Genomic DNA, 26,852 nt, shown 5'->3' with positions numbered 1-26,852 from the left:
GCCCCAGCCTGCCGTGCTCGAGGACCCCCGCGGAACCCCGGTCTCCGCGCCGGTTCCAGGGCGGCGCTGCCGAGGCGCCCGACCGCGCCGGGGCCGCCGCGCGGCCCCGGTGGGGACCGGGAACAACGGGCGCCCACAGTTGCGTTGGGCCCGGTGAGCGAAGTTGAGTTGAACCGACTCAACTTATTTGCAAGACTCACCGCTGGCGGCGCAGGATGGCCGCAACCCGAGACTCAAGCTGGAGGTAGCAGACATGGCACGTGCGGTCGGCATCGACCTGGGCACGACGAACAGCGTCGTGGCCGTTCTGGAGGGTGGCGAGCCCACCGTCATCGCCAACGCAGAGGGTGCCCGCACCACGCCGTCGGTGGTTGCGTTCGCCAAGTCCGGCGAGGTGCTCGTCGGCGAGGTCGCCAAGCGGCAGGCCGTGACCAACGTCGACCGGACCATCCGGTCGGTCAAGCGGCACATGGGCACCGACTGGTTGACCAAGATCGACGACAAGGACTTCACGCCGCAGCAGATCAGCGCGTTCGTGCTGCAGAAGCTCAAGCGCGACGCCGAGGCCTACCTCGGCGAGCCCGTGACCGACGCCGTCATCACGGTCCCGGCGTACTTCTCCGACGCCCAGCGTCAGGCCACCAAGGAGGCCGGTGAGATCGCGGGCCTCAACGTGTCGCGGATCGTCAACGAGCCGACCGCAGCGGCGCTGGCCTACGGCCTGGACAAGGGCGACGACCAGACGATCCTCGTCTTCGACCTCGGCGGCGGCACGTTCGACGTGTCCCTGCTCGAGATCGGCGAGGGCGTGGTCGAGGTCAAGGCGACCTCCGGTGACAACCACCTCGGTGGCGACGACTGGGACGCCCGGATCGTCGACTGGATGGTCAAGAAGTTCAAGGACAACAACGGCGTCGACCTCGCGGCCGACAAGATCGCCAAGCAGCGCCTCCAGGAGGCCGCCGAGAAGGCGAAGATCGAGCTGTCCTCCTCGTCCGAGACCACGATCCACCTGCCCTACATCACCCACGGCGAGTCCGGTCCGCTGCACTTCGAGGAGAAGCTCACCCGCAGCGAGTTCCAGCGGCTCACCACCGACCTGCTCGACCGCACCAAGGGCCCGTTCCAGAGCGTGCTCAAGGACGGCGGCGTCGCGATCAAGGACATCGACCACGTGGTCCTGGTCGGCGGCTCGACCCGGATGCCCGCGGTCACCGAGGTCGTCAAGGAGCTGCTCGGCGGCAAGGAGCCCAACAAGGGCGTCAACCCCGACGAGGTCGTGGCCGTCGGTGCCGCGCTCCAGGCCGGCGTCCTCAAGGGCGAGGTCAAGGACGTGCTGCTGCTCGACGTCACCCCGCTGTCGCTCGGCATCGAGACCAAGGGCGGCGTGATGACCACGCTGATCGAGCGCAACACCACGATCCCGACCAAGCGCTCGGAGATCTTCACGACCGCCGACGACAACCAGCCGTCGGTCGAGATCAAGGTCGCCCAGGGCGAGCGCCAGATGTGGGCGCAGAACCAGCCGCTCGGCAACTTCGAGCTCACCGGCCTGCCGCCGGCGCCGCGGGGCATCCCGAAGATCGAGGTCACCTTCGACATCGACGCCAACGGCATCGTGCACGTGACCGCCAAGGACCAGGCCTCCGGCAAGGAGCAGTCCATGACGATCTCGGGCGGCTCCGCGCTCGGCAAGGACGAGATCGACCGGATGGTCCGCGAGGCCGAGCAGTACGCCGAGGAGGACGCCAAGCGTCGCGAGGCGGTCGAGACCCGCAACCAGGCCGAGCAGCTCGTCTACACGACCGAGAAGTTCCTCGACGAGAACAGCGACAAGCTGCCCGACGACGTGAAGACCGAGGTCCGCGCCGACGTCGACGCCCTGAAGGTGACCCTCGAGAAGGAGGACGCCAGCGCCGACGACATCCGCGCCGGCGTCACCAAGCTCGGCGAGTCGAGCCAGAAGATGGGCGCGGCGATGTACGCCGCCGCCGAGGCCGACTCGGCCGCGGCCGGCGGCTCGGCGGGGGCGACCGGTGAGTCCGACGACGACGTCGTCGACGCCGAGATCGTCGACGAGGGCGGCGCCGACGACGGGGCCGAGGGCGAGTCCAAGTGACCTACGAGCCCCGGACCGACTCCCGTCCCGACGAGGCGCTCTCGGCGGACGAGGCGGCTGCCCAGGAGCAGCCGCCTCCCGCCTCCGCGGCTTCCCCGGAGGAGCCCGCCGCGGGCTCCGCGCACGAGCGCGCGGCCGAGCAGGCCGCGGAGGAGGCCGAGCAGCTGGTCGGGCAGCAGGTCGAGGACGACCTCACGGTCGCCCAGCGGGCCGTCGACGAGCTGACCGGCGACCTCCAGCGCCTCCAGGCCGAGTTCCTCAACTACAAGCGGCGTGTCGACCGCGACCGGGAGCTGATCCGCCAGAACGCGACGTACGTCGCGCTCACGCCGATCATCGACGTCCTGGACGCCGTCGACCGGGCCCGCGAGCACGACGAGCTCGACGGCGGCTTCAAGGCCGTCGCCGAGCAGCTCGAGCGCGCGGTGGCCGGCCTCGGGTTGACGAGGTTCGGCGCGCCGGGCGACCCGTTCGACCCGGCCATCCACGATGCTCTCTCCCACATCGGTGAGGATCCGGAGGTCGCGGTGACCACCTGCAAGGTGATCGCCAAGGCCGGCTACCGGATGGGTGAGCGGGTGGTGCGGGCCGCGCAGGTGCTGGTGGTCGACCCGCCGAGCGGGCCCACCGCCTAGCCGCAGAGCCACTGCGACGGGTTGATGCGAACGATCACGACGAGGACGGAGAGGGGGTGCGTGGGTGAGCACCACTGACGGCTTCCGGGCCGACTGGGCCCAGAAGGACTTCTACGCCGAGCTGGGCGTGACGAAGAACGCCTCGGCCGAGGAGATCAAGAAGGCCTACCGCAAGCTGGCGCGCGCCAACCACCCCGACTCCAACCCCGGCGACTCTGCGGACAGCAAGGCCAAGCACGACAAGTTCAAGGCGGTCGCCGAGGCCTACGACGTCATCGGCGACCCCGAGAAGCGCAAGAAGTACGACGAGATGCGCGAGCTCTACGGCTCGGGCGCGTTCCGTGGCGGCTTCGGGGGTGGCGGCCAGGGCGGAGGGTTCAACCTCGACGACCTGCTGCGCGACCGGGCGTCCGGTGGCGGAGGCGGCTTCGGTGACATGTTCGGCGACCTCTTCGGGGGCGGCTTCGGCCGGGGCCGGCAGCACCAGCGGCCGCGGGCGCAGAAGGGCCAGGACGTCGAGACCACGGCGACGATCAGCTTCACCGACGCCATCGACGGCGTCACGATCTCGCTGCGGCTCACCTCGGACGCGCCGTGCCCGGACTGCCACGGCACCGGCGGCAAGCCCGGCACCAAGCCGCACGTGTGCCCCGAATGCGACGGCGCCGGCTTCGTGGTGTCCTCCGCCGGCGGGGCGTTCTCGATCAACGAGACCTGCCCCCGCTGCGGCGGCCGCCAGCTCGTGTACGACGAGGCCTGCCCGACCTGCCACGGCTCCGGTCGCGGCACCTCGGCGCGCTCCATCCAGGCGCGGATCCCGGCCGGGGTGCGCGACGGCCAGCGGATCCGCCTGCGCGGCAAGGGCGGCGCCGGCGAGAACGGCGGCCCGGCCGGCGACCTGTTCGTCACCGTCAAGGTCTCCCCGCACCGGCTGTTCGGCCGCAAGGGTGACAACCTCACCCTCGACGTGCCGGTCTCCTTCGACGAGCTCGCCCTCGGCGCGGATCTGAAGATCCCGACCCTCGGCGGCGCCCCGGTGACCCTCAAGGTCCCCGCCGGCACCCCCAACGGCCGGACCTTCCGGGTGCGCGGCCGGGGTGCTCCCAAGTCTGACGGCAGCCGGGGCGACCTGCTCGCCACTGTCGAGGTCCAGGTGCCGGCCGTGCTCGACACCGCCGCCCGGGAGGCGGTCCAGGCCTACCGCGACGCGAGCGCCGGCAAGCCGCTGCGCTCCAAGCTGTTCGAGGAGGCGTGAGATGCCGACCCGCCGACCCCCGTTCGAGCCGCCCGGCCCCGATGCCGCGGTGTTCGTCATCAGCGTCGCCGCCGAGCTGAGCGGCCTGCACCCGCAGACGCTGCGCACCTACGAGCGCCTCGGCCTCGTCTCGCCGGGCCGGACCGTCGGCGGCGGGCGCCGTTACTCACACCGAGACATCGAGCGGCTCCGGGAGATCTCCGAGCTCACCGCCGCGGGAACCGGCATCGAGGGGGTACGCCGGATCCTCGAGCTCGAGCACCGCGTGGCGGCGCTGGCGCAACGCAACGAGGAGCTGCTGCACGAGCTCGACGCGCTTCGTGACGCGCTCCGCCAGGCGGTGTCGGCCCGGACCGGCGGCCGCCCCAACACGCTGCCGGTGCTGCGCGGTCCCGACCCGGGCCAGTCGGTCGTGGTGTGGCGCCGCGGCCGCTGACCGCCCCTTCTTCCGGGTCGGCGCCCGCGATCAGGCGGGCAGCAGGCTGATCGTGAACACCGACCCGCGCGGCCGGCCGGGCGTGTAGGAGACCTCGCCGCCCTGGGCCTCGGCCAGGGTGCGGACCACGAAGAGCCCGAGGCCGGTGCCGGTCGCGACCGCAGACCGCGCCCGGCTGAACTCCCGGAACAGCTGCGGGCGGAACTCCGGCGGTACGCCGTCGCCCTGGTCGCGGACGTCGACGCAGACGCGGTCGCCCGCGGCGTACACCCGCACGGTCACGGGTGGGCGCCCGTACTTGTGTGCGTTGCTGAGCAGGTTGGTGAGGACCTGCTCGAGGCGCAGCGGGTCGCCGCGGACCGAGCGGTCGTCCTCGACGACCAGGTCGACGGCGTACCGGTCGGCGACGACGCCCTCGATCAGCGAGCGCAGGTCGACCGGCTGCATGTCGAGGCGGAGCGTGCCCCGCTGGATCTGTGCCGCGGTCAGGAGGTCGGCGGTGATCCCGTCGAGGATCCGCGCCTGGCGGGCCATCGACTCGGCCATCCGGTGCAGCTCGCGCTGGGAGAGGTCCGGCGCCAGCTGCAGCGTCTCGGCGGTGCCGCAGATGACCGCGACCGGGCCGCGGATCTCGTGGGCCGAGGTGGCGATCGCCCGCCGCAGCAGCGCGACGTCGTCGACCGCGGAGTCCAGGTAGACGCACAGCGACCAGCCGGTACGGCGCACGGTGGCCCGGGCGCGGCCGGTCGCCAACGCCACCTCGAAGGAGGCATCCGCCTCCAGCCGGTGGGTGGACAGCAGCGCGGCGAGCTCGGCCGACACCAGACCCAGCGGTGACCCGGGCACGACGGCCGCGCCGAGCAGCCGTTGGGCGAGCGTGTTCGCGTAGACGACCCGGAACAGCGGCTCGTCGGCCAGCTCGAGCACCCCGACCGGTGCCATCCCCAGCGCCTCCCAGGAGGACACGTGCGGCCCCACCGGCGGGCAGGCCGCCTGGCTGTCGACGGCGGCCGTCTCGTCCACCTCGTCTGCCGGCCCGTCCGCCGGCCCGTCCGCCGGGTCGACGACGGGGTGCACCAGCGGGGTGCCCTCGGCGGTGGGTCGGCCGTGCCCGGCGCCCTCGACCACGCCCGCCACCAGGCCGTTGACGCTCTGGATGATCGACCGCAGCGGCGCACCCTTCTGCACGTAGCCGTCGGCGCCACGCGCGAGGGCGCGCTCGGACATCGTGGTGGGCCCGAACCCCGAGAGCACGACGATCGTGCCGTCCGGGATCAGCCGCCGGATCGGCGGCAGCGCCTCGAGGCCGTCCAGCACCGGCATGGACAGGTCGAGCATCACCAGGTCCGGCCGCTGCTCGCGGACCACCTCGATGCCCGCCCTGCCGTCACCCGCCTCGCCGACCACGACGTAGCCGGCCCGCTCCAGCGCGATCCGCAGGAGGGCGCGGAGGTCCGGGGTGTCGTCGACGATGACGACGCGGCGAGCGGCCGTAGGGTTCGTCGCGGCCGTCATCGTGCCTCCCTCCGGGCGGGTCGGATCACCGTAGATCGGCACCGGCATGCCGTCGGCGGGATCCAGGACATCGGCGGAAGGTGGTCCAGATCACCCCTCGGCGTCGGCCGCCGATCGGGACAGCCGGCCCGGCACCCGGGTCGTGTCGTCGGTGCGCGCCCCCGCCAGCTGGGGTCCGGTGAGGAACAGCACGTCCGCGAGGTCGGCGCCGCGCAGGTCCGCGCCACGCAGGTCGGCTCCGAGCAGGTCGGCCCGCCCCAGGTCCACCGCCCGGAGGTCGGCGCCGAGGAGCAGCGCGCCGCGCAGACCTGCCGAGCGCAGGTCGCGCTGCCGCAGGTCCAGTCCGGCCAGGTCGGCGTGCGTGAGGTCGGGTGCGCCCGGCCCGCGGACCCGGAGACTGGCCGCCGCGAGCAGGTCCCCGCAGGTCTCGTGCAGCGCCTCGAGGTCGGTCGTCAGGAGCTCGACCGGCGTCGCGTCGCCCAGCGCCAGCAGCCGGCCGGCGAGCTCGTCCGCGGCAGGGTCCGGTGAGCGCTGGGCGACCTCCTGGAGGTGCAGGATCAGCTCGTGGACGCGGCGCACCACCGAGAGCACGGCGGCCATCTCCCCGAGCTCGCCGGTGCTCTCGAGGTCGCGCCACGACGCGCCGCCGTAGGTCACCTGGGTGACGTGCTGGCCCGCGCCGAAGCAGTCGAAGGTCGCGCAGCCGGGCCAGCCGCGCTCGCGCAGGTCGGCGTGGATCGCGCACCGGTCGTCGGTCCGCAGGTGGTGGCAGGCCACACCGCCCGGCTTGTCGGCGCCGAAGCCGCCGTCGCGACGGAACGGCAGCAGGACGCAGCACAGCGCGTGGCAGCGGCTGCAGTCGGCGGTCAGCTCCAGCGGGGGCACCGGACCATCCTCCCTGGCCTGCGAGAATTTCCCAGAGTTGAGTGGAACAGACTCAAGTTTGGGTGCGTTGGATCAAGTGGGGCCGGCGCAGGGATGACCGGCGCAGCGATGCATGAGGAGAATGACGCACATGAGCCAGTTCGGCGCCGAGAAGTTCACCACCCGCAGCCGCGAGGCGATCGAGTCCGCCCAGCTGTCGGCGACCACGGCCGGCAACATCCACACCGAGCCGATCCACCTGCTGGTGGCGCTGCTCCTCCAGGAGGAGGGCACCGCCGCGAACCTGGTCACCAAGGCCGGCGTCGACGTACCGGGCCTGGTCCGGGCCGCCGCCGCCGACCGGGACCGGCTGCCGAAGGCCTCGGGCGCCACCGTGCAGCAGCCGAGCGCCTCCGCGGCGCTGACCCGGGTGCTCGCGGGCGCCCTCGACCTGGCGGCCGGCATGAAGGACGACTACGTCGCGAGCGAGCACCTGCTGATCTCGCTGGCCACCGTCGAGAGCAGCGCCCGCACGGTGCTGACCGACGCCGGCCTGAGCGCCGACGGCCTGCGCGAGTCGCTGACCGCGGTGCGCGGCAACCGCCGGGTGACCAGCCAGGACGCGGAGTCGACGTACGAGGCGCTGGAGAAGTACAGCGTCGACCTCACCACCGCCGCCGAGGAGGGCCGGCTCGACCCGGTGATCGGTCGCGACGCCGAGATCCGGCGCGTCGTGCAGGTGCTCTCGCGGCGCACCAAGAACAACCCGGTGCTGATCGGCGAGCCCGGCGTCGGCAAGACCGCCGTCGTCGAAGGGCTCGCCCAGCGCGTGGTCGCGGGCGACGTGCCCGACTCGCTCAAGGGCCGCCGGGTGCTGAGCCTCGACCTGGCCGCGATGGTCGCCGGGGCGAAGTATCGCGGCGAGTTCGAGGAGCGGCTCAAGGCGGTCCTCGAGGAGATCAAGGCCGCCGGCGGGCAGGTCATCACCTTCATCGACGAGCTGCACACCGTCGTCGGTGCGGGCGCCGGCGGCGACTCCGCGATGGACGCCGGCAACATGCTCAAGCCGATGCTGGCCCGCGGCGAGCTGCACATGATCGGCGCGACCACCCTCGATGAGTACCGCGAGCGGATCGAGAAGGACCCGGCGCTCGAGCGCCGCTTCCAGCAGGTGTTCGTCGGCGAGCCCAGTGTCGAGGACACCATCCAGATCCTGCGCGGCATCCAGGAGAAGTACGAGGCCCACCACGGCGTCCGGATCACCGACGCCGCGCTGGTCGCGGCCGCGACGCTGTCCGACCGCTACATCTCCGGGCGGCAGCTGCCCGACAAGGCCATCGACCTCATCGACGAGGCCGCGTCGCGGCTGCGGATGGAGATCGAGTCCTCGCCCGAGGAGATCGACCGGCTGCGGCGCGCGGTCGAGCGGCTGAAGATGGAGGAGTTCGCGCTCGCCAAGGAGAGCGACGAGGCGTCCAAGGAGCGGCTGGCCAACCTGCGCCAGGACCTCGCCGACCACGAGGAGGAGCTGCGCGCGCTCGAGGCCCGGTGGGAGCGGGAGAAGTCCACGCTCGAGGGCGAGGGCGAGCTGCGCCGTCAGCTCGACCAGCTGCGCATGGAGGCCGACCGGCTGCAGCGCGAGGGCGACCTCGGCAAGGCCAGCGAGCTGCTCTACGGCCGGATCCCCGCCCTCGAGCAGCAGATCGAGGCGGCGGGTGCTGCCGAGCGCTCCGACATCGAGCCGTTGGTCGGCGAGGAGGTCGGGGCCGAGCAGATCGCCGAGGTCGTCGAGGCCTGGACCGGCATCCCGACCGGCCGGATGCTCGAGGGCGAGACCGCCAAGCTGCTGCACATGGAGGACGTCATCGGCCAGCGCCTGGTCGGCCAGCGGGCCGCGGTCACGGCCGTGAGCGACGCCGTACGCCGCTCCCGCGCCGGCATCAGCGACCCGAACCGGCCGACCGGATCCTTCCTGTTCCTCGGCCCCACCGGCACCGGCAAGACCGAGCTCGCGAAGTCGCTCGCGGACTTCCTCTTCGACGACGAGCGGGCGATCGTGCGCATCGACATGAGCGAGTACGGCGAGAAGCACTCGGTCGCCCGCCTGGTCGGAGCGCCCCCGGGCTACGTGGGCTACGACGAGGGCGGCCAGCTCACCGAGGCGGTCCGTCGGCGGCCGTACTCCGTCGTCCTGCTCGACGAGGTCGAGAAGGCCCACCCGGAGGTCTTCGACATCCTCTTGCAGGTGCTCGACGACGGCCGGCTGACCGACGGCCAGGGCCGCACCGTCGACTTCCGCAACACGCTGCTGATCCTCACCAGCAACCTGGGCTCGGGCTACCTGGTCGACCCCATGCTGGACCCGGAGAAGAAGCACGAATCCGTGCTGGCCGTGGTGCGCTCGTCGTTCAAGCCGGAGTTCCTCAACCGTCTCGACGAGATCGTGGTGTTCGACGCGCTGACGATGGACGACCTGGCCCACATCGTCGACCTCCAGCTCGGCCTGCTGGCCAAGCGGCTCGCGGTGCGCCGGATCACCATCGAGGTCACCGATGCCGCGCGCCGGTGGCTGGCGGACGTCGGCTACGACCCGGCGTACGGCGCCCGTCCGCTGCGCCGGCTGATCCAGAGCGCCATCGGCGACCCGCTGGCCAGGCTGCTCATCGGCGGCGAGGTGACCGACGGCGCGACCGTGTCGGTCGACCGCGCGGCGGAGGGCGACGGTCTGGCGCTCGAGACGGCGCCCGCGTGACCGGCGTGACCCCGTGTGAGTCGGGGAGACCGGTCCGTGCGTGATCCAATGAGACCGTGAGCCGACCGACCCCGACCCGTCCGCGCCAGGTGACCCTGGCCGCCTGGCTGATCATGGTCGGCTCGGCGATCGTCGTCGCGATGGTCTTCGAACGGATCGGCGGCCTGCACACGCTGGAGACCCGGGAGTCGGTCGAGCGCTTCCTCGCCGAGCCGCCCGGCGCCGATCTCGGGATCGGCGTCGACGGCGCGATCACGACGCTCCGCGTGGTGTCGATGGTGGCCGCGGGCTGCGCGACCGCGGCCGCGATCCTCGGCTACCAGGTCCTGCGGCGCAGCCGCAGCGCCCGGCTGGCGCTCACGGTGCTCGCGGTCCCGCTGTTCCTCGCCGGGATGGTGACCGGCGGGTTCGTGTCCTCGGTGGTCGCCGCGTCCGCGGTGATGCTGTGGCTGCAGCCGTCCCGCTCGTGGTTCGCAGGCAAGGCACCCGCGGTGCCGGCGCCACCGGCAGCCCGACCGGTCCCGCCGGTCGGGCCACCCGCGGACGAGTCCCAGCGACGCTGGCCCCAGCCGCCGACGGCCGGGCAGGTGACCGGGCCGGTGACCGGGCCGGTGCCGGGAGTGGCCTCGGAGCGGCCGCGGCCCGTGGTCGCCGCGTGCGCGCTCACCTGGATCTCCAGCGGGCTGGTCGCCCTCGGGCTGGTGCTGACCGCGCTCGTGCTCGCCCTGGACCCCGACCCACTCCTCGACGAGGTGCACCGGCAGCGACCCGACCTGGCCGAGCAGGGCGTCTCCGACGGCATGCTGGTCGGTGTCTCGCTCGCGATCAGCGCCGTGGTCGTGCTGTGGTGCGTGGCCGCGGTCGTGCTCGCGGCACTCGTCTACCGTCGCATCGACTGGGCCCGGGTCGTGCTGCTGGTGTCCGCCGGGATCAGCGCCGCGCTCTGCCTGGCCGGGCTGGTCGCCGGCGGCTTCTTGTTGATCGTCCCCCTGGCCGCCGCGGTCGGCACCTTCCTCCTGCTGGTCCGCCCCGAGACCCGCCTCTGGTTCCTCGCCCGATAGTCCCTGACGTTTGCGTGGTCCCGCCCGCGGATCGACCCCGCAATCGTCAGGGAGTATCGCTCAGGAGGCCGTGAGGTCGGCGGCCGCGAGGCGGCGCAGACCCTCCTCGATGACCTCGGAATCCTTGCAGAACGCCCAGCGGACCAGGTGCCGTCCGGCGTCGGAGTCGTAGAAGGCCTGGGTCGGGATGGCGACCACGCCGGCGCGCTCGGGCAGGGCGAGGCAGAAGGACCGGGCGTCCGGCCAGCCGAGGGCGGAGATGTCGGTGCTGGCGAAGTAGGTGCCCTCGGGCACCCGGACATCCAGCCCGACCCGAGCCAGCCCATCGCAGAGCAGGTCGCGCTTGGCGCGCAGCTCCGCGGCCAGCTCGGTGGGGAAGCCCGGCTCCTCGTCGAGCGCGTAGGCGACCGCCGGCTGCAGCGGCGATCCCGAGGTGAAGGTCAGCCACTGCTTGGCCGCCAGCACCGCCCCGACGAGCTCGGCGGGCCCGGTGGCCCAGCCGACCTTCCAGCCGGTGAACGAGTAGGACTTCCCGGCGCTGGAGAGGGTGAGCGTCCGCTCGAACATGCCCGGCAGCGTCGCGAGCGGGACGTGCTCGTGGTCGTCGTACACGAGGTGCTCGTAGACCTCGTCGGTGACCACCACCAGGTCGTGCTCGATGGCGACGTCCGCGACCGCCTGCAGCTCGGCGCGGGTGAGCACCGTCCCGGTGGGGTTGTGCGGGGAGTTCAGCAGCACGAACCGGGTCCGCGGCGTGACCGCCGCCCGCAGCTCGTCGGGGTCGAGGCGGAACCCGGGCGCCCGCAGTGTGACGGGACGGCGTACGCCGCCCGCCATCTGGATCATCGCCGTGTAGGAGTCGTAGTACGGCTCGAGCACGACCACCTCGTCGCCGGGGTCCACCAGCCCGAGCAGCGCCGCGGCGATCCCCTCGGTGCACCCCGTGGTGACCACCACCTGGGCGTCCGGGTCGAGCTCGACGCCGTAGTGGCGCAGCTGGTGCCGGGCGATCGCCTGGCGCAGCGCCGGGACGCCGGGTCCCGGCGCGTACTGGTTGTGACCGCCCTCGAGCGCGGCCACCGCGCGCGCGATCACCGCCGGTGGGCCGTCCACGTCGGGGAAGCCCTGGCCGAGGTTGACCGACCGGGTGCGGACGGCGAGCGCCGACATCTCCGTGAAGATCGTGGGCGGGATCCCCTCGAGGCGGTGGGCGAGCATGTGGCCGACCCTAGTCGGCGCCGTCTCGGGCTAGGGTTCGGCCGTGACCCTGGACGCGACGCTCGCCGCTGACATCGACGCCGTCTGCCGCCTGACCGGACAGTTCACCCTGCGGTCGGGTCAGCAGGCGACCGAGTACTTCGACAAGTACCTGTTCGAGGCCGACCCCCAGCTACTGCTCCGGGTGGCCCGCGAGATGGTCGGGCTGCTGCCGGACGGCACCGACCTGCTCGGCGGCCTCGAGCTCGGCGGGGTGCCGATCGCCACGATGGTCAGCAGCCTGACCGGCCGACCCGCCCTCTACGTCCGCAAGAAGGCCAAGGAGTACGGCACCTGCAAGCTCGCCGAGGGCCCGGACGTCGCGGGCCGGCGGGTCACCCTGATCGAGGACGTGATCACCACCGGCGGAGCGGTCCGTGACGCCACCCGGGCCCTGCGCGCCGCCGGCGCGGAGGTCGACGTCGTGGTCTGCGCCATCGACCGCAGCCCGGCCGGCGAGCACCCGCTCGCCGACGTCGGCCTCGAGGTGCGCCCGGTCCTCACGAAGGCCGAGCTGGACGCGGCTCGCGAGGCCGGCGCCTGAGGGCTCGTCCGGCCGGCTGCTGGGCCGGCTGCTGGGCCGGTGGCGTGATCAGTCGCGACGGGTCGCGTCCACGCCGGTGATGTCGAGGTCGGGCACGCCGTCGCCGTCCCGGTCGTCGCCGCGCCGGCTCGCCGTACGCCGGTGCCGCCACCACTCGTAGGCGATCGGCACCACGGTGAAGGCGAGGATGGCGATCAGCGTCTTGTCGATGTTCTCGCCCAGGGTCGGGAACACCCCGCCCAGGGTGAAGCCGAGCATCAGGATGCTCAGCACCCACAGCACCGCGCCGACCGCGCTCCACAGGAAGAACCGGCGCCGCTCCATCCGGGTCACGCCCGCGACGACCGTGATGAACGTGCGCACGAACGGCACGAACCGGCCGATGACCAGGGCCTTGTTGCCGTGCCGCTCGAAGAAGGCGTGGGTCTGGTCGAAGTACTTCTTCTTCAGCAGCCGGCCCTCGCGGTGGTAGAGCGGCGGCCCGATCGCGCGGCCGATCTCGTAGCCGGCGACGTTCCCGAGGAAGGCCGCCGCGCTCAGCAGCACCGCGGCGATGACCAGCTCGACCACGGGACCGCCGGGGAACATGTCGATCCGCTCGGCGTTGAGGAACAGCCCCAGCGCGAACAGCAGGGTGTCACCGGGCAGGAAAGGGAAGAACAGCCCGCACTCGACGAAGATGATCAGCAGGCTGATCCAGTAGAACTCCACGCCGAACTGGTCCAGGAGCCAGTTCGGGTCCATCCAGTCCATGCCGAGCAGCATCGACTGCCCAGGGAGGACGCTCATCACGCAGCAACGGTACCTGGCGGGTCCTGAGCCCCGGCGCCGAACGCGAAGTGTTCGCCGTACCGTTACCCGCTGTGGAGGAGCGCGCGCCGTACGACCCGATGCCCCACGGGCCACCCGAGGTCGGCGTCGGCCCCTGGCGGGGGGAGTGGCCGACCGGGGCGCAGTACGACGCCGCGCTGCTCGCGGCCGGCGACCGGCGCAACGTGGTCGACCGCTACCGGTACTGGTCGGTCGAGGCGATCGTCGCCGACCTGGACACCCGGCGGCACGACTTCCACGTGGCCATCGAGAACTGGCAGCACGACTTCAACATCGGGACGATCGTGCGCACCGCGAACGCCTTCTTGGCGGCGGAGGTGCACATCGTGGGGAACCGGCGGTGGAACCGCCGCGGCGCGATGGTGACCGACCGGTACCAGCACGTCCGGCACCACCCGACGGTCGAGGCGCTGGCCGGCTACCTGCACGAACACCCCGGCGGCCCGGTCGCGCTGCACGGCATCGACAACCTGCCGGGCTCGGCCCACCTGGAGACGACCGAGGTGCCGCGCCGGGTGTGCTTCCTGTTCGGGCAGGAGGGGCCGGGCCTCTCCGAGACCGCCCGGGAGGCCTGCGACGGCACGTTCTCGATCGCGCAGTTCGGCTCGACCCGCTCCATCAACGCCTCCGCGGCCGCCGCGATCGCCATGCACGCGTGGGTGCGGGCGTACGCCGACCTGTCCGGGGGCCGGTCGGACGGCGGGGTCTGGCGCGGCTGAGGCCAGGCCGACGCGGAGGTCAGCGCGGCAGCAGTCGCCCGAGCGCCTCGACGGCGGCCTCGGGTCCGTCGACGATGGTCCCGGCGTCGTGGGGCAGCTCCCAGGGGTCGATGAGCACCAGCGGCACCCCGGTGCGGCGGGCCAGGGCGATCTCGCTCAGCGTGCCCCAGCTGCAGCCGACGGCCACGACCGCGTCGGCGGCCCGCACCAGCAGCCCGTTGCGCAGCTCGCCGAGCCCGGTCGGCAGGAGGAACGTGTGCTCCTGCGAACCCGCCGACCGGTCGGTCCCCGGCATCAGCCCGATGGCGGTCCCGCCGCCGGTCCGTGCCCCCCGGGCCGCGGCGCCCATCACCCCGTGGTGTCCGCCCGTGAGCACGATCGCACCGTGCTCGGCCAGCATCCGGCCCACGGCCTCGGCGTGCTCGAGGTCCGTGGGTCGGGCGCCGTCGGCCGGGCCGACCACGGCGACGTACCGCCGAGTGAGGCTCATGCCCTCACGCTACGTTCACCGCGGTGCCCGGGTTCAGCCACGCCGGGACCCGTCCCGCGCGGCCAGCAGCACGGCCCGGTATCACGGGCCAGAGGTCCCTACGGGCGCCTTCGGGCAGGCACTAGGGTCGAAGACGATCCGTTCAGCCGTTCGTACGAGGAGTCCGCATGCCCATCGCCACCCCCGAGAAGTACGCCGAGATGCTGGAGGCGGCCAAGAAGAACGCGTTCGCGTTCCCGGCCATCAACGTCTCGTCGTCGCAGACCCTCAACGCGGCGCTCCAGGGCTTCGCCGACGCCGGGTCCGACGGGATCATCCAGGTCTCGACCGGCGGCGCGGAGTACTTCTCCGGACCGACGATCAAGAACATGGTCACCGGCTCCGTCGCGTTCGCCGCCTACGCCGCCGAGGTCGCGAAGAACTACCCGATCAACGTCGCGCTGCACACCGACCACTGCCCCAAGGGCAAGCTGGACGGCTTCGTGCGCCCGCTGCTCGACATCTCCGCCGAGCGCGTCGCCCGCGGCGAGGCCCCGCTGTTCCAGTCGCACATGTGGGACGGCTCCGCCGTACCGCTCGACGAGAACCTCCAGATCGCCGAGGAGCTCCTGGCCAAGTGCGCGGCCGCGCACATCATCCTCGAGGTCGAGATCGGCGTCGTGGGCGGCGAGGAGGACGGTGTCGTCGGCGAGATCAACGACAAGCTCTACACCACCCCCGAGGACGCGCTGGCGACCGTCGCGGCCCTGGGCGCCGGCGAGAACGGCCGCTACATGACCGCGCTGACCTTCGGCAACGTGCACGGCGTCTACAAGCCGGGCAACGTCAAGCTCCGCCCGGAGATCCTCAAGGCGGCCCAGGAGGCCGTCGCCGAGAAGCTCGGCCTGGCCGCGGGCTCGAAGCCCTTCGACCTGGTCTTCCACGGCGGGTCCGGCTCGACGGCCGAGGAGATCGGCGCCGCCGTCGACTACGGCGTGGTGAAGATGAACGTCGACACCGACACCCAGTACGCGTTCACTCGCCCGGTGGCGACGCACATGTTCCAGAACTACGACGGCGTCCTCAAGATCGACGGCGAGGTCGGCAACAAGAAGATGTACGACCCGCGGGCCTGGGGCAAGGCGGCCGAGAGCGGCATGGCCGCCCGGGTCGTCGAGGCGTGCCAGAACCTGCGCGCCGCGGGCCACTCGATCGGCTGACCACCCGAGCACAGGCGTCGGACGGACGGAGCCACCTGTGGCTCCGTCCGTCCGACGTTCCGGGGATCATTCGAAGCCGGCGTGCTGGGGTCGCTCGAAGAACAGCACGGCCACGAAGCCGAGGACCAGCACCGCGGCCGGCAGCAGCATCGAGGTCGCCATCGCCTGGCTGAAGTGGTCGGCCACCGCCGGCGGCAGCGTGACCGGGCCGCCGTCACCGCCCGCGCCCGTGAACGGCGGGAGCCCCTCGGCGGACAGCCGCGCGTCCATCAGCACCGCGATCGCGGCCGAGCCGAGCACGGCCCCGACCTGGCGGGTGGCGTTGTAGACCCCGGAGCCGGCGCCGGCCAGCCGCATCGGCAGGTTGCGGGTGGCGGTGGCGCTGTTGGGCGCCCAGACGCAGGCGTTGCCGATGCCGAGCAGCACCATCGCCGGCACCAGCCACCAGATCGAGGTGTCGGGAGTCATCAGCACCGAGAGCCACACCAGAGACGCGACGATGCAGGCGAACCCGAAGCTGGTGAGCTGCCGGGGGTGGACCCGGTCCGTCAGCCTGCCCACGTTGCGGGCCAGCGCGATCGTCATCACCGCCATCGGCACCAGCAGCAGCGCCGAGCGCGTCGGGCTGAGCCCGCGCACCACCTGCGCCCAGATCATGATCGGGATGGCCATCGCGGTGATCGCGAAGCCCATCACCGAGATGGCGACGTTGGCCAGGGTGAAGTTGCGGTCGGCGAACAGGCCCAGGGGCACCAGGGGCTCGCGGCGGTTGCGGGCCTGCCAGACCACGAAGGCCCCGAGCACGACCAGGCCGGTGCCGATCAACGTCCAGATCACGCCGTTCCAGTCGTACTGGTGGCCCTCCTGGATCCCGAAGACCAGCAGGAACATGCCCACGCCGCTGAGCGCGACGCCCACCCAGTCGAAGCGGTGGGCGTGCGTCTCGAGCCGCGGCACCAGCCGCACCGCGAGCACGAACCCGATCAGGCCGACCGGGACGTTGATGAAGAAGATCCACTCCCACCCGAGCCCGTCGACCAGGACCCCGCCGAGGATCGGGCCGACCAGGGTCGCGACGCCCGCGGTCGCGCCCCACAGCGCCATCGCCGAGCCGCGGCGGTGGGCCGGGAAGATCCGGGTGATGATCGCCATCGTCTGCGGGGTCATCATCGAGGCGCCGACGCCCTGGAGCACGCGGGCGGCGATCAGCATCTCGATGCTGCCGGTCAGCCCGCACCACAGCGAGGCGAGCGTGAACACGGTCAGGCCGGTGAGGTAGAGCCGCTTGGGCCCGAACCGGTCACCGAGTCGGCCGGTGATCAGCACGGGGACGGCGTACGCGAGCAGGTAGGCGCTGGTCACCCAGACGACGTCGTTCACGCCGGCGCGGAGGTCCTCGATGATCGCCGGGGTCGCGACCGACACGATCGTGGTGTCGACGAGGATCATGAAGAAGCCGATGCACAGCGCGAACAGCGCCGGCCAGGGCTCCTTCTGCTCCGACGTCGCGGTCAGGTCCGGCGAGGGCGCGGGTCGGGTCACGAGCACACTCAACACCCCACCGTGGACAATCGCACCCATGAACTCGTTGACGCCCGGTGCAGACCTGATGGCGGGCCCGCCGCCGATCCACCTTCCCGAGGACCCGGCGGCGGCCGAGCTCGTCGAGGGTGCCGACGTGATGGAGGTGGTCCGCCGGCACCCGGAGTCGCCGATCGCCTGGGCGACCCTCGGCCTGCTCCTCGCCGACCAGACCGAGGACCTCGACGACCTGGTCACCGTCTACGCCTACGCCCGGGTCGGCTACCACCGCAGCCTGGACCAGCTGCGCCGCAACGGCTGGAAGGGCCACGGGCCGGTGCCGTGGGAGCACGAGCCCAACCGCGGCTTCCTCCAGTCGCTGGGGCTGCTGGCGCTGGCCGCTCGCCAGATCGGCGAGACCGCGGAGTGGGAGCGGTGCGCGCAGTTCCTGCGGGACTCCAGCCGGACGGCGTACGACGAGCTCCTCGGCGACCCGGACGGCGACCCCGACGGCGACCCCGACGGCGACCTGGACGGCTGACCGGCGCGGGGCCGTCGGTAGCCTTGCCCGGTGACCGAGCACCCCAGCGAGCACCCGTCCGAGCACCCGTCCGAGCACCCAGCGCCCGCCGACGACCTGCCCGACCAGATGCGGGTGCGCCGGGCCAAGCGGGCCCGGCTGCTCGAGGAGGGCCGGGAGGCCTACCCCGTCGGCGTGCCGCGCACCCACACGCTGGCCGACGTGCGCGAGGCTTGGGGTCACCTCGAGGCCGCGGAGGAGACCCAGGACGTGGTCGGTGTCGCCGGTCGCGTCGTGTTCGTCCGCAACACCGGCAAGCTGTGCTTCGCGACCCTGCAGGAGGGCATCGGCACCCGGCTCCAGGTGATGCTCAGCCTCGCCGAGGTCGGCGAGGAGGCGCTCGACGACTGGAAGCACACCGTCGACCTCGGCGACCACGTGTTCGTCGAGGGCCGGGTGATCTCCTCCAAGCGGGGCGAGCTGTCGGTGATGGCGTCGAGCTGGTCGATGGCCTCCAAGGCGCTGCGCCCGCTGCCGGTGCTGCACAAGGAGCTGTCCGAGGAGTCGCGGGTCCGCCAGCGCTACGCCGACCTGATCGTGCGCCAGGAGGCGCGGGACATGGTCCGGACCCGGGCGGCCGTGCTGCGCTCCATCCGGTCGACCCTCGACGACGCGGGCTTCGTCGAGGTCGAGACGCCGATCCTGCAGATGATGCACGGCGGCGCCGCCGCGCGCCCCTTCGGAACCCACCTGAACGCCTTCGACCAGGACATGACCCTGCGGATCGCTCTCGAGCTGTTCTTGAAGCGCGCCGTCGTCGGCGGCGTGGACCGGGTCTACGAGCTCGGCCGGATCTTCCGCAACGAGGGCGTCGACTCCACGCACAGCCCCGAGTTCACGATGCTGGAGTTCTACGAGGCGTACGGCGACCAGTTCACCGCCGCTGAGCGCACCAAGGCGATCGTGCTCAACGCCGCCGCGGCGGCCGGCGTCGGCACCACCCTGGTGGACCACCACGGCCACGAGATCGACCTGTCCGGCGAGTGGCGCTGGCTGCCGATCGCCGACGCCGTCTCCGACGCGCTCGGTGAGCAGATCTCCACCGACGAGACCGCCGACAACGCGGCGGCCCTGCGCCGGCTGGGCGAGGCGCGCGACATCGCGCTCAAGCCGACCTGGGGCGCCGGCGAGATCATCCTGGAGCTCTACGAACAGCTCGTCGAGCACACCCTGATCCAGCCGACGTTCGTCTGCGACTACCCCGAGTCGGTGCGCCCGCTCGCCCGGCCGCACCGCACGACGCCCGGCCTGGTCGAGGCCTGGGACCTGATCATCGGCGGTATGGAGCTCGCACCGAGCTACTCCGAGCTGGTGGACCCGGTCATCCAGCGCGAGCGGCTGACCGAGCAGTCCCTGCTCGCGGCCGGCGGCGACGCCGAGGCGATGCAGCTCGACGAGGACTTCCTCCGGGCGCTGGAGTACGGCGCACCCCCGATGGGCGGCACCGGCATCGGGGTCGACCGCCTCGTGATGCTGCTCACCGGCGTCGGCATCCGGGAGACGATCCTGTTCCCGCTGCTCAAGCCCGAGGCCGAGCGCTGACGGTCCGGCGCGGGTAGCCGGCCGGGTCCGCGAGACGCGCCACCGGGACGACCGATCCCCCGATGCGGGTCGTCCCGGCTCGACCATGCCCCGAGATCGGTGCGCGGCCGTGGCGCGTGCCGGGATCATGGCACTGACCGTTCCGTGCCAGCCGGAGAGAAGTTGCCGCTGGCACTAAGATGCCACGATGGCTCGTTCCGAACCGACCACCGTGCTCACGGCCCTCGGGTTCAGTCCGGCCGTCGAGCGCACCTACGAACGCGTCGTGCGCCACTCCGGACAGCGGCTGCCCTTCGTGGCCGCGGCGGTGCTGCGCACGCCCGAGCAGCTGCTCGCCGACCTGGAGCCCCTGATCGACCGGGGCATCGTGCAGGTCGAGGACGAGCGGGTGCACGTCGAGGCGCCGGCGCGGGCGCTGGCCCGGCTGATCGTCGAGCTGAGCGCGACCGCGTCGCAGGCGCACGCCGACGTGGCGCAGCTGGCCCGCGCCGTACCCCTCCTCGTCGCCGGCGCCGCCCGTCCGGCCGAGGGCGAGGTGCACGACGTCCGGCCGATCGACGGCGAGATCAGCTCCGGCGGCCACCCGGGCCCGCTGATCACCGCCCTCATCCAGCACAGCAAGGGCGACCTCGCTTGGCTGCGTCCGGACCAGTGGCGGGTGCACCGGGAGGGGCGGATGCTCGAGGTCGTGCGCGACCTGGTCGCCTCCGGACGACGGTCCCGGGCGATCTACCCGGTCCGGGTGCTCCGCGAGGCGCCGGAGGTCGTGCGGGCGCGAGCCGCGGTCGGCGAGGAGATCCGGGTGCTCCCGGACGTCCCGACCCGGATGTTCGTCATCGGCACCACGCACGCCGTGGTGCCCGAGCCGCTCGGGTTCGTCGACGAGCCGCGCACCCTGGTGCGCCAGCAAGGGCTCGTGGAGGCGCTCGCGCTGCTCTTCGAGATGCTCTGGGAGCGGGCGTCCACCGTCCCCGAGCTCGAGCAGGGGGAGCCGCGCTCGGACCTGCGACGCTTCCTCCTGCAGCAGCTCGCCACCGGAGCCCAGGACGAGCTGATCGCCCGCAAGCTCGGCCTGAGCCTGCGCACCGTGCGCCGCCGGGTCGCGGGGCTGATGAGCGAGCTCGGCGCCGACTCCCGCTTCCAGGCCGGTGTCGAGGCGGTACGCCGCGGCTGGCTCTGATGAACCCGCCGACCCCGGTAGCAGGCGTGAGCAAAGTGCGGTGGCTGGGATGAGCCTGGTTGATCCCAGCCACCGCACTCTCGAGAAGGGGCGGCCAGCACCCGGGAGCAGACCGCGACCACCCACCCGCCGCCTCCGTAGCTGCCATCGACCGCAACCTCGAACCCACCGCAGGCCGGAGTACAGCCGCCCGGGGCTCGAGACGGTTGCTGGCGCAACCTCCTCAGCCACGAGCGGCGCACCTCATCGACCACCGGCGTCGGCCGGCTCAGGGCAGCAGCATCGAGTACGCGCCCGGCTCGACCCGCCAGGTGCGCTGCCGCTCGGGACCGTAGACCTCGCCGTCGGCGCTGCACCAGAACGGCCCGCCGGAGACCGAGACGGTGCTGCCGCGCAGGTAGGTGCTGTCGTCCTGCCGGTGGTGGGTGCCCAGGCCCAGCCGCGCGCCGTACAGCAGTCGGGACACGGGCCCGACGGCGCGCGAGATCATCACGTCGACCTTCCCGTCGAGCGGGCTGGCCTCGGGGGTCAGGTGGGTGCCTCCGCCGACGGACGGGCCGTTGCCGATCGCCACCATCAGCACCGGGTCGTTCAGGTCGCAGATGGGCTCGCCGTCGACCTCGACCCGGACCCGCACACTGGGCGGGTCGATCGCGGTCAGGGCCGCCCCGATCGGGTAGCCGAGCCTGCCCAGGTTGAGCCTGCCGATGCCGATCGACCCGAGCCGGTTCTTCCAGGACGCACCCTTGCGGCTGGCCTCGGCGCCCGCCCCGACGTGCACGCTGTTGACGACGATCTCGCCGACCTCGTCGACGACGAGGTCCATCGGCCGCGGCCGGTCGCGCAGCACGACCCGGGCGGCGTCCTCGATGTCGAGCGGGATCCCGGTGCCGCGCGCGAAGTCGTTGCCGGTGCCGAGCGGGAGCAGCCCGAGGGTGGCGCCCCCCAGCTCCTGGCGGCGGTGCAGCGCGGAGATCACCGCGTGCAGGCTGCCGTCGCCGCCCGCGACCACGATCCGGCGCGAGCCCGCGCGGTGCAGCACGCCGTCGAGCTCACCGGGGTTGGCCGTGGCCGCCACCTCGACCGAGGCCCGCTCGCGGAGCACGGCGAGCGCGGCCGCCAGCGACTCCTCGTCGGAGGTGCCGGCCTCACTGTTGGTGATCACGAGGAGCGGGTCCACGTCGCGGACCCTATCCGAGGGGTCGAAGCCCGAGCGGTCGAAGCGGGCGGTCGCCCTAAGGTATCGTGTGGCCGCAAGAGCTCCGGTGCACTTGTGCCGGAGTTGTTTGTTTCTCCGGCTGTTCCGTTTCCTGGAAGTGAGCGCGCAGATGCCCGCGATCGCCATCATCGGTGCCCAGTGGGGCGACGAGGGGAAGGGCAAGGCGACCGACCTGCTCGGCACCAGCGTCGACTACGTCGTGAAGTTCAACGGCGGCAACAACGCCGGCCACACGGTCGTCATCACCGACGCCTCCGGGCACACCGAGAAGTACGCGCTGCACCTGCTGCCCAGCGGCATCCTCACGCCCGGTTGCACGCCCGTGATCGGCAACGGCGTCGTCGTCGACCTGGCCGTGCTGTTCGAGGAGCTCGATGCGCTCGAGCAGCGCGGGGTCGACGTGAGCCGGCTCCGGATCAGTGCCAACGCGCACGTGATCGCGGACTACAACCGCACCCTGGACAAGGTCACCGAGCGCTTCCTCGGCTCGCGGCGCATCGGCACGACCGGGCGCGGGATCGGCCCGACGTACGCCGACAAGATGAACCGGATCGGCATCCGGGTCCAGGACATCTTCGACGAGAAGATCCTGACCCAGAAGGTCGAGGGCGTCCTGGACCTGAAGAACCAGGTGCTCACCAAGATCTACAACCGGCGCGCGGCGACCGTGGAGGCCACCGTCGAGGAGCTGCTCGCGTTCGCCGACCGGCTGCGGCCGATGGTCTGCGACACCGGGCTGCTGCTCAACCAGGCCCTGGACCGCGGCGAGACCGTGCTGCTCGAGGCCGGCCAGGCCACGCTCCTCGACGTCGACCACGGCACCTACCCGTTCGTGACGTCCTCCTCGGCCACCGCCGGCGGAGCCTGCACCGGCTCCGGCATCCCACCGCGCCGCCTCGAGCAGGTGATCGGCATCGTGAAGGCCTACACCACGCGCGTCGGCGAAGGGCCGTTCCCGACCGAGCTGCACGACGACGCCGGCGAGCACCTGCGCAAGGTCGGCGCCGAGTTCGGCACCACGACCGGCCGGCCGCGGCGCTGCGGCTGGTACGACGCCGTCATCGCCCGCTACGCCGCCCGGGTCAACGGCGTCACCGACTTCGTGCTCACCAAGCTCGACGTGCTCACCGGGCTCGAGCAGGTGCCGGTGTGCGTGGCGTACGACGTGGGCGGGGTGCGCCACGACGAGATGCCGGTCAACCAGACCGACTTCCACCACGCCGTGCCGATCTACGAGTACCTCCCCGGTTGGTGGGAGGACATCTCCGGGGCCCGCACGCTCGCCGACCTGCCGGCCAACGCCCAGGCCTACGTCAAGGCGGTCGAGGAGATGTCCGGTGCCCGGATCTCCGCGGTCGGCGTCGGGCCGTCCCGCGACGCGACCGTCGCCATCCACGACCTGATCTGAGACCGTTCGGGTCATGCCCGACCCGACTGCCCCCGAACCGGCGGGGCTCGATCCCGCGGCCGCGATCGACCGCCTGCGCGCGGCGTTCCGCGGCCCCGCCGCCCATCGCACCCTGCACGCGAAGGGCCGGTTCTACGCCGGCACCTTCACCCCGACCCCGGAGGCCGGCGAGCTGTGCCGGGCCGGCCACCTCCGCGCACCCACGCCGGTCCTCGTCCGCTGGTCGAACGCCGGCGGTAACGCCGCCGTGCCCGACCCGACCCCGGACATCCGCGGGATGGCGGTGAAATTCCGGCTCGCCGACGGCACCGCGACCGACCTGCTCGGCCAGACCTCCCCGCGGTTCCCGACCGACGACCCGGAGGAGTTCGTCGCGATGACCGAGGCGTCGGTGAGGCCGTTGACCTTTCCGTTCTTCCTGGCCCGGCACCCGCGGCTGCTGCCGAGCGTGCTCGCGAGCCTGCGCGCCCACGCCGTCTCGGCACCGGTCAGCTTCGCGGAGCCGGCGTACTTCCCGATCCATGCCTATGGGTGGCTCGACGACGCCGGCCGGCGGGCCTGGGTGCGCTATGCCTTCGTGCCGCAGGCGAGCGCGGCCGACCGGCTGCCGGAGCGGTTCGAGGGGCCGGACCGGCTCTTCGAGGAGATGGCCGCTCGGCTCGAGCGGGGTCCGGTCACCCACGAGGTGCGGGTCCAGGTCGCCGGCCCGGGCCACGACCCGCACTCGGCGACGTCGGTCTGGAAGGGCGCCCGCGAGCTGGTCGCCGGGCACCTCGTCGTCCACGAGCCGTTGCCGGACCAGGAGGCGGACGGCCCGGTCGTCTTCGACCCGACCCGGGTGGTGGACGGTATCGAGCTCTCCGACGATCCCATCCTGCGATACCGACCGGCGGCCTACACCGAGTCCGTCTCCCGCCGCGGATAGGGTTGCGGCCCGTGAAGACCCTCGTCATCGGCACCGGCGGACGCGAACACGCACTGGCCCGCGCGCTCTCCCAGGACCCCGCCGTGACCGAGGTGCACGCCGCCCCCGGCAACCCCGGCATCGCCGCGGTCGCCACGCTGCACGCCGTGGACCCGATGTCGGGGGAGGCCGTCGCCGACCTGGCCGTCGCGCTCGGCATCGACCTCGTGGTCGTCGGCCCCGAGGCGCCGCTGGTCGCAGGCGTCGCGGACGCGGTGCGTTCGAAGGGGATCGCGGTGTTCGGCCCCTCCGGCGCGGCCGCGCAGCTGGAGGGCTCGAAGGCGTTCGCGAAGGACGTGATGCAGGCGGCCGGCGTCCCCACCGCCGCGGCCCGCGTCTGCGCCGACGCCGAGGCCGTCGCGGCCGCGCTGGACGAGTTCGGGCCGCCGTACGTCGTGAAGGACGACGGGCTCGCCGCCGGCAAGGGCGTGGTGGTGACGTCGTCGCGCGAGGACGGCCGCACGCACGCCGCCGGCTGTGCTCGCGTCGTCGTCGAGGAGTACCTCGACGGCCCCGAGGTGTCGCTGTTCGCGATCACCGATGGCAGCACGGTCTATCCGCTCCTGCCGGCCCAGGACTTCAAGCGGATCTTCGACGGCGACGGGGGGCCGAACACCGGCGGCATGGGCGCCTACACGCCGCTGCCGTGGACGGAACCCGGCCTCGTCGACGAGGTACTGCGCGAGGTGCTGCAGCCGACCGTCGACGAGATGGCCCGCCGCGGCACGCCGTTTTCCGGGCTCCTGTACGCCGGCCTCGCGCTGACCTCGCGCGGCATCCGGGTCGTGGAGTTCAACGCCCGCTGGGGCGACCCGGAGACCCAACCGCTCCTCGCGCTCCTCGAGTCCCCGCTCGCGCCGCTGCTGATGGGCGCGGCCACCGGCACCCTGGCCTCCGTGCCGGCTCCGGTGTGGAAGGACGGCGCGGCCGTGGCCGTCGTGCTGGCCAGCGCCGGCTACCCGGAGACCTCGTCCTCGGGCGACGTCATCACCGGGGTCGAGGAGGCCGAGGCGGTCGAGGGCGTCCATGTGATCCAGGCCGGCACCGCGCTCGCCGGCGGCGAGCTCGTCACCGCCGGCGGCCGAGTCCTGGCCGTCGTCGGCACCGGGGCGGATGTCGCCGCGGCCCGGACGGCGGCGTACGACGGCGTCGCCCGCATCTCGTTCCGCGGCGCCCAGCACCGCACCGACATCGCGGCCGGCGTGACCGCCGCTCAACTGTAACGCCCGTTTACATCTTGTACCGACCCCGCTGCAACCTGGTGGGAACAGCAGGTAACCCGGCGTTACAGCCGGCGGCCGGGCCCGTGGGAGAATGACCGCTCGTGACCGTCCCCAACGTCCTGGCCACCCGCTACGCCTCCGCCGAGCTGGCGCGGATCTGGTCGCCGGAGCACAAGATCGTGCTGGAGCGGCAGCTCTGGATCGCGGTCCTGGAGGCGCAGCGCGACCTCGGGATCGCGGTGCCGGACGGTGTCGTCGAGGCCTACCGCGGCGTCGCGGAGCTCGGTGAGAAGGGGGTGGACCTCGAGTCGATCGCGGCCCGCGAGCGGGTGACCCGGCACGACGTGAAGGCCCGGATCGAGGAGTTCTCGGCGCTGGCGGGTCACGAGCACATCCACAAGGGCATGACCTCGCGCGACCTCACCGAGAACGTCGAGCAGCTGCAGGTCAGGCAGAGCGTGGCGCTGGTCCGCGACCGGGCGGTCGCGGCACTGGCCCGGCTCGCCCGGCTGGCCGCCGAGCACGAGGCCACCGTGATGGCCGGACGCAGCCACAACGTCGCCGCCCAGGCGACCACGCTCGGGAAGCGGTTCGCGACCGTGGCCGACGAGATGCTGGTCGCCCTCGACCGGGTCGAGGACCTGCTGGTGCGCTACCCGCTGCGCGGGATCAAGGGGCCGATGGGGACCGCGCAGGACATGCTCGACCTGCTCGACGGCGACGCCGCCAAGCTGGCCGAGCTCGAGCAGCGGGTCGCGGCGCACCTGGGCTTCGAGCGGGTGCTGACCAGCGTCGGGCAGGTCTACCCGCGCAGCCTCGACCTCGACGTCGTCAGCGCCCTGGTCCAGCTGGTGTCCGGACCGTCGAACCTCGCGACCACGATCCGGCTGATGGCCGGCAACGAGCTGGTGACCGAGGGCTTCAAGGAGGGCCAGGTCGGCTCCTCGGCGATGCCGCACAAGATGAACAGCCGCTCCGCCGAGCGGGTCAACGGGCTCTCGGTCGTGCTCCGCGGCCACCTCTCGATGGTCAGCGAGCTGGCCGGCGACCAGTGGAACGAGGGCGACGTCTCCGACTCCGTCGTCCGCCGGGTGGCCCTGCCGGACGCGTTCTTCGCCGCCGACGGGCTGTTCGAGACGTTCCTGACGATCCTCGACGAGTTCGGGGCCTTCCCGGCCGTCATCCAGCGCGAGCTGGACCGCTACCTGCCGTTCCTCGCCACCACGAAGGTGCTGATGGCCGCGGTTCGCAACGGGGTGGGCCGGGAGGCCGCCCACGAGTCGATCAAGGAGGCGGCGGTCGGCACCGCCCTCGACATGCGCCGCGGCCAGGCCGACAACGACGTCTTCGCCCGGCTGGCCGCCGACACCCGGCTGGGGCTGACCTCCGACCAGCTGGCGTCCCTGGTGGCCGAGCCGATCACGTTCACCGGCGCGGCGGTCGCGCAGGTGCAGGCCGTCGTACGCCGGGTCGCCGAGGTGACCGACCGGCACCCCGCGGCCGCGGCGTACGCACCCGGCGACATCCTCTAGCCGGAC

23 protein-coding genes are annotated in these 26,852 nt (G+C 72.6%); 16 read left to right on the top strand and 7 right to left on the bottom strand.

Annotated features, from left to right (window positions below; translation table 11 throughout):
• The first annotated feature begins 253 nt into the window (after positions 1-253).
• The 4 genes from dnaK (at position 254) to NOCA_RS23545 (ending at position 4,445) form a co-directional block, all read left to right on the top strand.
• The gene (gene dnaK, locus NOCA_RS23560; protein ID WP_011757789.1) at positions 254-2,119 is read left to right on the top strand and encodes a molecular chaperone DnaK; all 1,866 of its coding nucleotides are present in this window, start codon (positions 254-256) and stop codon (positions 2,117-2,119) included.
• Complete coding sequence (grpE, locus tag NOCA_RS23555; RefSeq protein ID WP_011757788.1) at positions 2,116-2,754, top strand: nucleotide exchange factor GrpE; 639 nt, start codon at positions 2,116-2,118, stop codon at positions 2,752-2,754. The genes dnaK and grpE overlap by 4 nt, the downstream gene beginning before the upstream one ends.
• A 64-nt stretch (positions 2,755-2,818) precedes the next feature.
• Positions 2,819-4,009, top strand: a complete 1,191-nt coding sequence (gene dnaJ / locus NOCA_RS23550; protein WP_011757787.1) for a molecular chaperone DnaJ — start codon at positions 2,819-2,821, stop codon at positions 4,007-4,009.
• A 1-nt stretch (position 4,010) separates the two neighbouring features.
• Positions 4,011-4,445, top strand: a complete 435-nt coding sequence (locus NOCA_RS23545; RefSeq protein WP_011757786.1) for a heat shock protein transcriptional repressor HspR — start codon at positions 4,011-4,013, stop codon at positions 4,443-4,445.
• A 30-nt stretch (positions 4,446-4,475) separates the two neighbouring features.
• Here the strand turns inward: NOCA_RS23545 and NOCA_RS26170 are convergent, their stop codons facing one another.
• Both NOCA_RS26170 and NOCA_RS23535 read right to left on the bottom strand, forming a co-directional pair.
• Positions 4,476-5,960 (bottom strand): hybrid sensor histidine kinase/response regulator, encoded by a 1,485-nt coding sequence (locus NOCA_RS26170; protein WP_011757785.1) that lies wholly within the window; start codon positions 5,958-5,960, stop codon positions 4,476-4,478.
• A gap of 90 nt (positions 5,961-6,050) precedes the next feature.
• Entirely contained in the window at positions 6,051-6,845 is a 795-nt protein-coding gene (locus tag NOCA_RS23535) for a pentapeptide repeat-containing protein (RefSeq protein WP_011757784.1), read from the bottom strand.
• 130 nt (positions 6,846-6,975) lie between these two features.
• Here NOCA_RS23535 and clpB point away from each other — a divergent pair, with 130 nt between their 5' ends.
• Positions 6,976-9,576, top strand: coding sequence for an ATP-dependent chaperone ClpB (gene clpB, locus NOCA_RS23530; protein WP_011757783.1), 2,601 nt, complete (start codon positions 6,976-6,978; stop codon positions 9,574-9,576).
• Positions 9,577-9,632: 56 nt separating this feature from the next.
• Positions 9,633-10,637 carry a hypothetical protein gene (locus tag NOCA_RS23525; RefSeq protein WP_011757782.1) on the top strand — a complete coding sequence of 335 codons (1,005 nt, stop codon included), beginning with the start codon at positions 9,633-9,635 and terminating at the stop codon, positions 10,635-10,637.
• Positions 10,638-10,697: 60 nt separating this feature from the next.
• Here the strand turns inward: NOCA_RS23525 and NOCA_RS23520 are convergent, their stop codons facing one another.
• The gene (locus tag NOCA_RS23520) at positions 10,698-11,855 is read right to left on the bottom strand and encodes a pyridoxal phosphate-dependent aminotransferase (protein WP_011757781.1); all 1,158 of its coding nucleotides are present in this window, start codon (positions 11,853-11,855) and stop codon (positions 10,698-10,700) included.
• A 43-nt stretch (positions 11,856-11,898) separates the two neighbouring features.
• Between NOCA_RS23520 and pyrE the strand changes: the two genes are divergently transcribed.
• On the top strand, positions 11,899-12,438 hold the full coding sequence (pyrE, locus tag NOCA_RS23515; RefSeq protein ID WP_011757780.1) for an orotate phosphoribosyltransferase: 540 nt from the start codon (positions 11,899-11,901) through the stop codon (positions 12,436-12,438).
• A 48-nt stretch (positions 12,439-12,486) separates the two neighbouring features.
• On the opposite strand, the gene NOCA_RS23510 is transcribed toward pyrE, so the two are convergent.
• Positions 12,487-13,227 (bottom strand): DedA family protein, encoded by a 741-nt coding sequence (locus NOCA_RS23510; protein WP_041546879.1) that lies wholly within the window; start codon positions 13,225-13,227, stop codon positions 12,487-12,489.
• Positions 13,228-13,328: 101 nt separating this feature from the next.
• Between NOCA_RS23510 and NOCA_RS23505 the strand changes: the two genes are divergently transcribed.
• Complete coding sequence (locus NOCA_RS23505; RefSeq protein ID WP_011757778.1) at positions 13,329-13,988, top strand: TrmH family RNA methyltransferase; 660 nt, start codon at positions 13,329-13,331, stop codon at positions 13,986-13,988.
• Between the two features lie 19 nt (positions 13,989-14,007).
• On the opposite strand, the gene NOCA_RS23500 is transcribed toward NOCA_RS23505, so the two are convergent.
• The gene (locus NOCA_RS23500; protein WP_011757777.1) at positions 14,008-14,478 is read right to left on the bottom strand and encodes a hypothetical protein; all 471 of its coding nucleotides are present in this window, start codon (positions 14,476-14,478) and stop codon (positions 14,008-14,010) included.
• Positions 14,479-14,645: 167 nt separating this feature from the next.
• Here NOCA_RS23500 and fbaA point away from each other — a divergent pair, with 167 nt between their 5' ends.
• Positions 14,646-15,677: a class II fructose-bisphosphate aldolase gene (gene fbaA, locus NOCA_RS23495; protein ID WP_011757776.1), complete on the top strand. Its 1,032-nt coding sequence runs from the start codon at positions 14,646-14,648 to the stop codon at positions 15,675-15,677.
• Between the two features lie 66 nt (positions 15,678-15,743).
• Here the strand turns inward: fbaA and NOCA_RS23490 are convergent, their stop codons facing one another.
• Entirely contained in the window at positions 15,744-17,219 is a 1,476-nt protein-coding gene (locus NOCA_RS23490; protein WP_337998982.1) for a DHA2 family efflux MFS transporter permease subunit, read from the bottom strand.
• A gap of 37 nt (positions 17,220-17,256) precedes the next feature.
• Here NOCA_RS23490 and NOCA_RS23485 point away from each other — a divergent pair, with 37 nt between their 5' ends.
• From NOCA_RS23485 to NOCA_RS23475, 3 genes are all read left to right on the top strand, one after another.
• Positions 17,257-17,739, top strand: coding sequence for a DUF3151 domain-containing protein (locus NOCA_RS23485; protein ID WP_011757774.1), 483 nt, complete (start codon positions 17,257-17,259; stop codon positions 17,737-17,739).
• 30 nt (positions 17,740-17,769) lie between these two features.
• Entirely contained in the window at positions 17,770-19,320 is a 1,551-nt protein-coding gene (lysS, locus tag NOCA_RS23480; RefSeq protein WP_011757773.1) for a lysine--tRNA ligase, read from the top strand.
• 187 nt (positions 19,321-19,507) lie between these two features.
• Positions 19,508-20,500 carry a LuxR C-terminal-related transcriptional regulator gene (locus NOCA_RS23475; RefSeq protein WP_011757772.1) on the top strand — a complete coding sequence of 331 codons (993 nt, stop codon included), beginning with the start codon at positions 19,508-19,510 and terminating at the stop codon, positions 20,498-20,500.
• Between the two features lie 268 nt (positions 20,501-20,768).
• Here NOCA_RS23475 and NOCA_RS23470 read toward each other — a convergent pair whose 3' ends face one another.
• Entirely contained in the window at positions 20,769-21,680 is a 912-nt protein-coding gene (locus NOCA_RS23470) for a diacylglycerol/lipid kinase family protein (protein ID WP_140404075.1), read from the bottom strand.
• 148 nt (positions 21,681-21,828) lie between these two features.
• Between NOCA_RS23470 and NOCA_RS23465 the strand changes: the two genes are divergently transcribed.
• From NOCA_RS23465 to purB, 4 genes are all read left to right on the top strand, one after another.
• A complete protein-coding gene (locus NOCA_RS23465; protein WP_011757770.1) occupies positions 21,829-23,127 on the top strand; it encodes an adenylosuccinate synthase in 1,299 nt (432 codons plus the stop codon).
• Positions 23,128-23,140: 13 nt separating this feature from the next.
• Positions 23,141-24,052: a catalase family peroxidase gene (locus NOCA_RS23460; RefSeq protein WP_011757769.1), complete on the top strand. Its 912-nt coding sequence runs from the start codon at positions 23,141-23,143 to the stop codon at positions 24,050-24,052.
• A gap of 11 nt (positions 24,053-24,063) precedes the next feature.
• A complete protein-coding gene (purD, locus tag NOCA_RS23455; protein WP_011757768.1) occupies positions 24,064-25,314 on the top strand; it encodes a phosphoribosylamine--glycine ligase in 1,251 nt (416 codons plus the stop codon).
• A 101-nt stretch (positions 25,315-25,415) separates the two neighbouring features.
• Positions 25,416-26,846: an adenylosuccinate lyase gene (gene purB / locus NOCA_RS23450; protein ID WP_011757767.1), complete on the top strand. Its 1,431-nt coding sequence runs from the start codon at positions 25,416-25,418 to the stop codon at positions 26,844-26,846.
• Positions 26,847-26,852: the final 6 nt, after the last annotated feature.

This window comes from Nocardioides sp. JS614 (genome assembly GCF_000015265.1).
Taxonomy (GTDB): Bacteria; Actinomycetota; Actinomycetes; order Propionibacteriales; family Nocardioidaceae; genus Nocardioides.
Note: the sequence above shows the minus strand (reverse complement) of the source record. Positions and strands in the feature narration are given on the sequence as shown.

Excerpts from the sequence above, each read along its gene's own strand:
- dnaK (WP_011757789.1), top strand. The coding sequence starts at position 254 with ATGGCACGTGCGGTCGGCATCGACCTGGGCACGACGAACAGCGTCGTG.
- NOCA_RS23545 (WP_011757786.1), top strand. The coding sequence starts at position 4,011 with ATGCCGACCCGCCGACCCCCGTTCGAGCCGCCCGGCCCCGATGCCGCG.
- NOCA_RS26170 (WP_011757785.1), bottom strand. The coding sequence starts at position 5,960 with ATGACGGCCGCGACGAACCCTACGGCCGCTCGCCGCGTCGTCATCGTC.
- clpB (WP_011757783.1), top strand. The coding sequence starts at position 6,976 with ATGAGCCAGTTCGGCGCCGAGAAGTTCACCACCCGCAGCCGCGAGGCG.
- NOCA_RS23520 (WP_011757781.1), bottom strand. The coding sequence starts at position 11,855 with ATGCTCGCCCACCGCCTCGAGGGGATCCCGCCCACGATCTTCACGGAG.
- NOCA_RS23510 (WP_041546879.1), bottom strand. The coding sequence starts at position 13,227 with ATGAGCGTCCTCCCTGGGCAGTCGATGCTGCTCGGCATGGACTGGATG.
- NOCA_RS23505 (WP_011757778.1), top strand. The coding sequence starts at position 13,329 with ATGCCCCACGGGCCACCCGAGGTCGGCGTCGGCCCCTGGCGGGGGGAG.
- NOCA_RS23500 (WP_011757777.1), bottom strand. The coding sequence starts at position 14,478 with ATGAGCCTCACTCGGCGGTACGTCGCCGTGGTCGGCCCGGCCGACGGC.
- fbaA (WP_011757776.1), top strand. The coding sequence starts at position 14,646 with ATGCCCATCGCCACCCCCGAGAAGTACGCCGAGATGCTGGAGGCGGCC.
- NOCA_RS23485 (WP_011757774.1), top strand. The coding sequence starts at position 17,257 with ATGAACTCGTTGACGCCCGGTGCAGACCTGATGGCGGGCCCGCCGCCG.
- NOCA_RS23475 (WP_011757772.1), top strand. The coding sequence starts at position 19,508 with ATGGCTCGTTCCGAACCGACCACCGTGCTCACGGCCCTCGGGTTCAGT.
- NOCA_RS23465 (WP_011757770.1), top strand. The coding sequence starts at position 21,829 with ATGCCCGCGATCGCCATCATCGGTGCCCAGTGGGGCGACGAGGGGAAG.
- NOCA_RS23460 (WP_011757769.1), top strand. The coding sequence starts at position 23,141 with ATGCCCGACCCGACTGCCCCCGAACCGGCGGGGCTCGATCCCGCGGCC.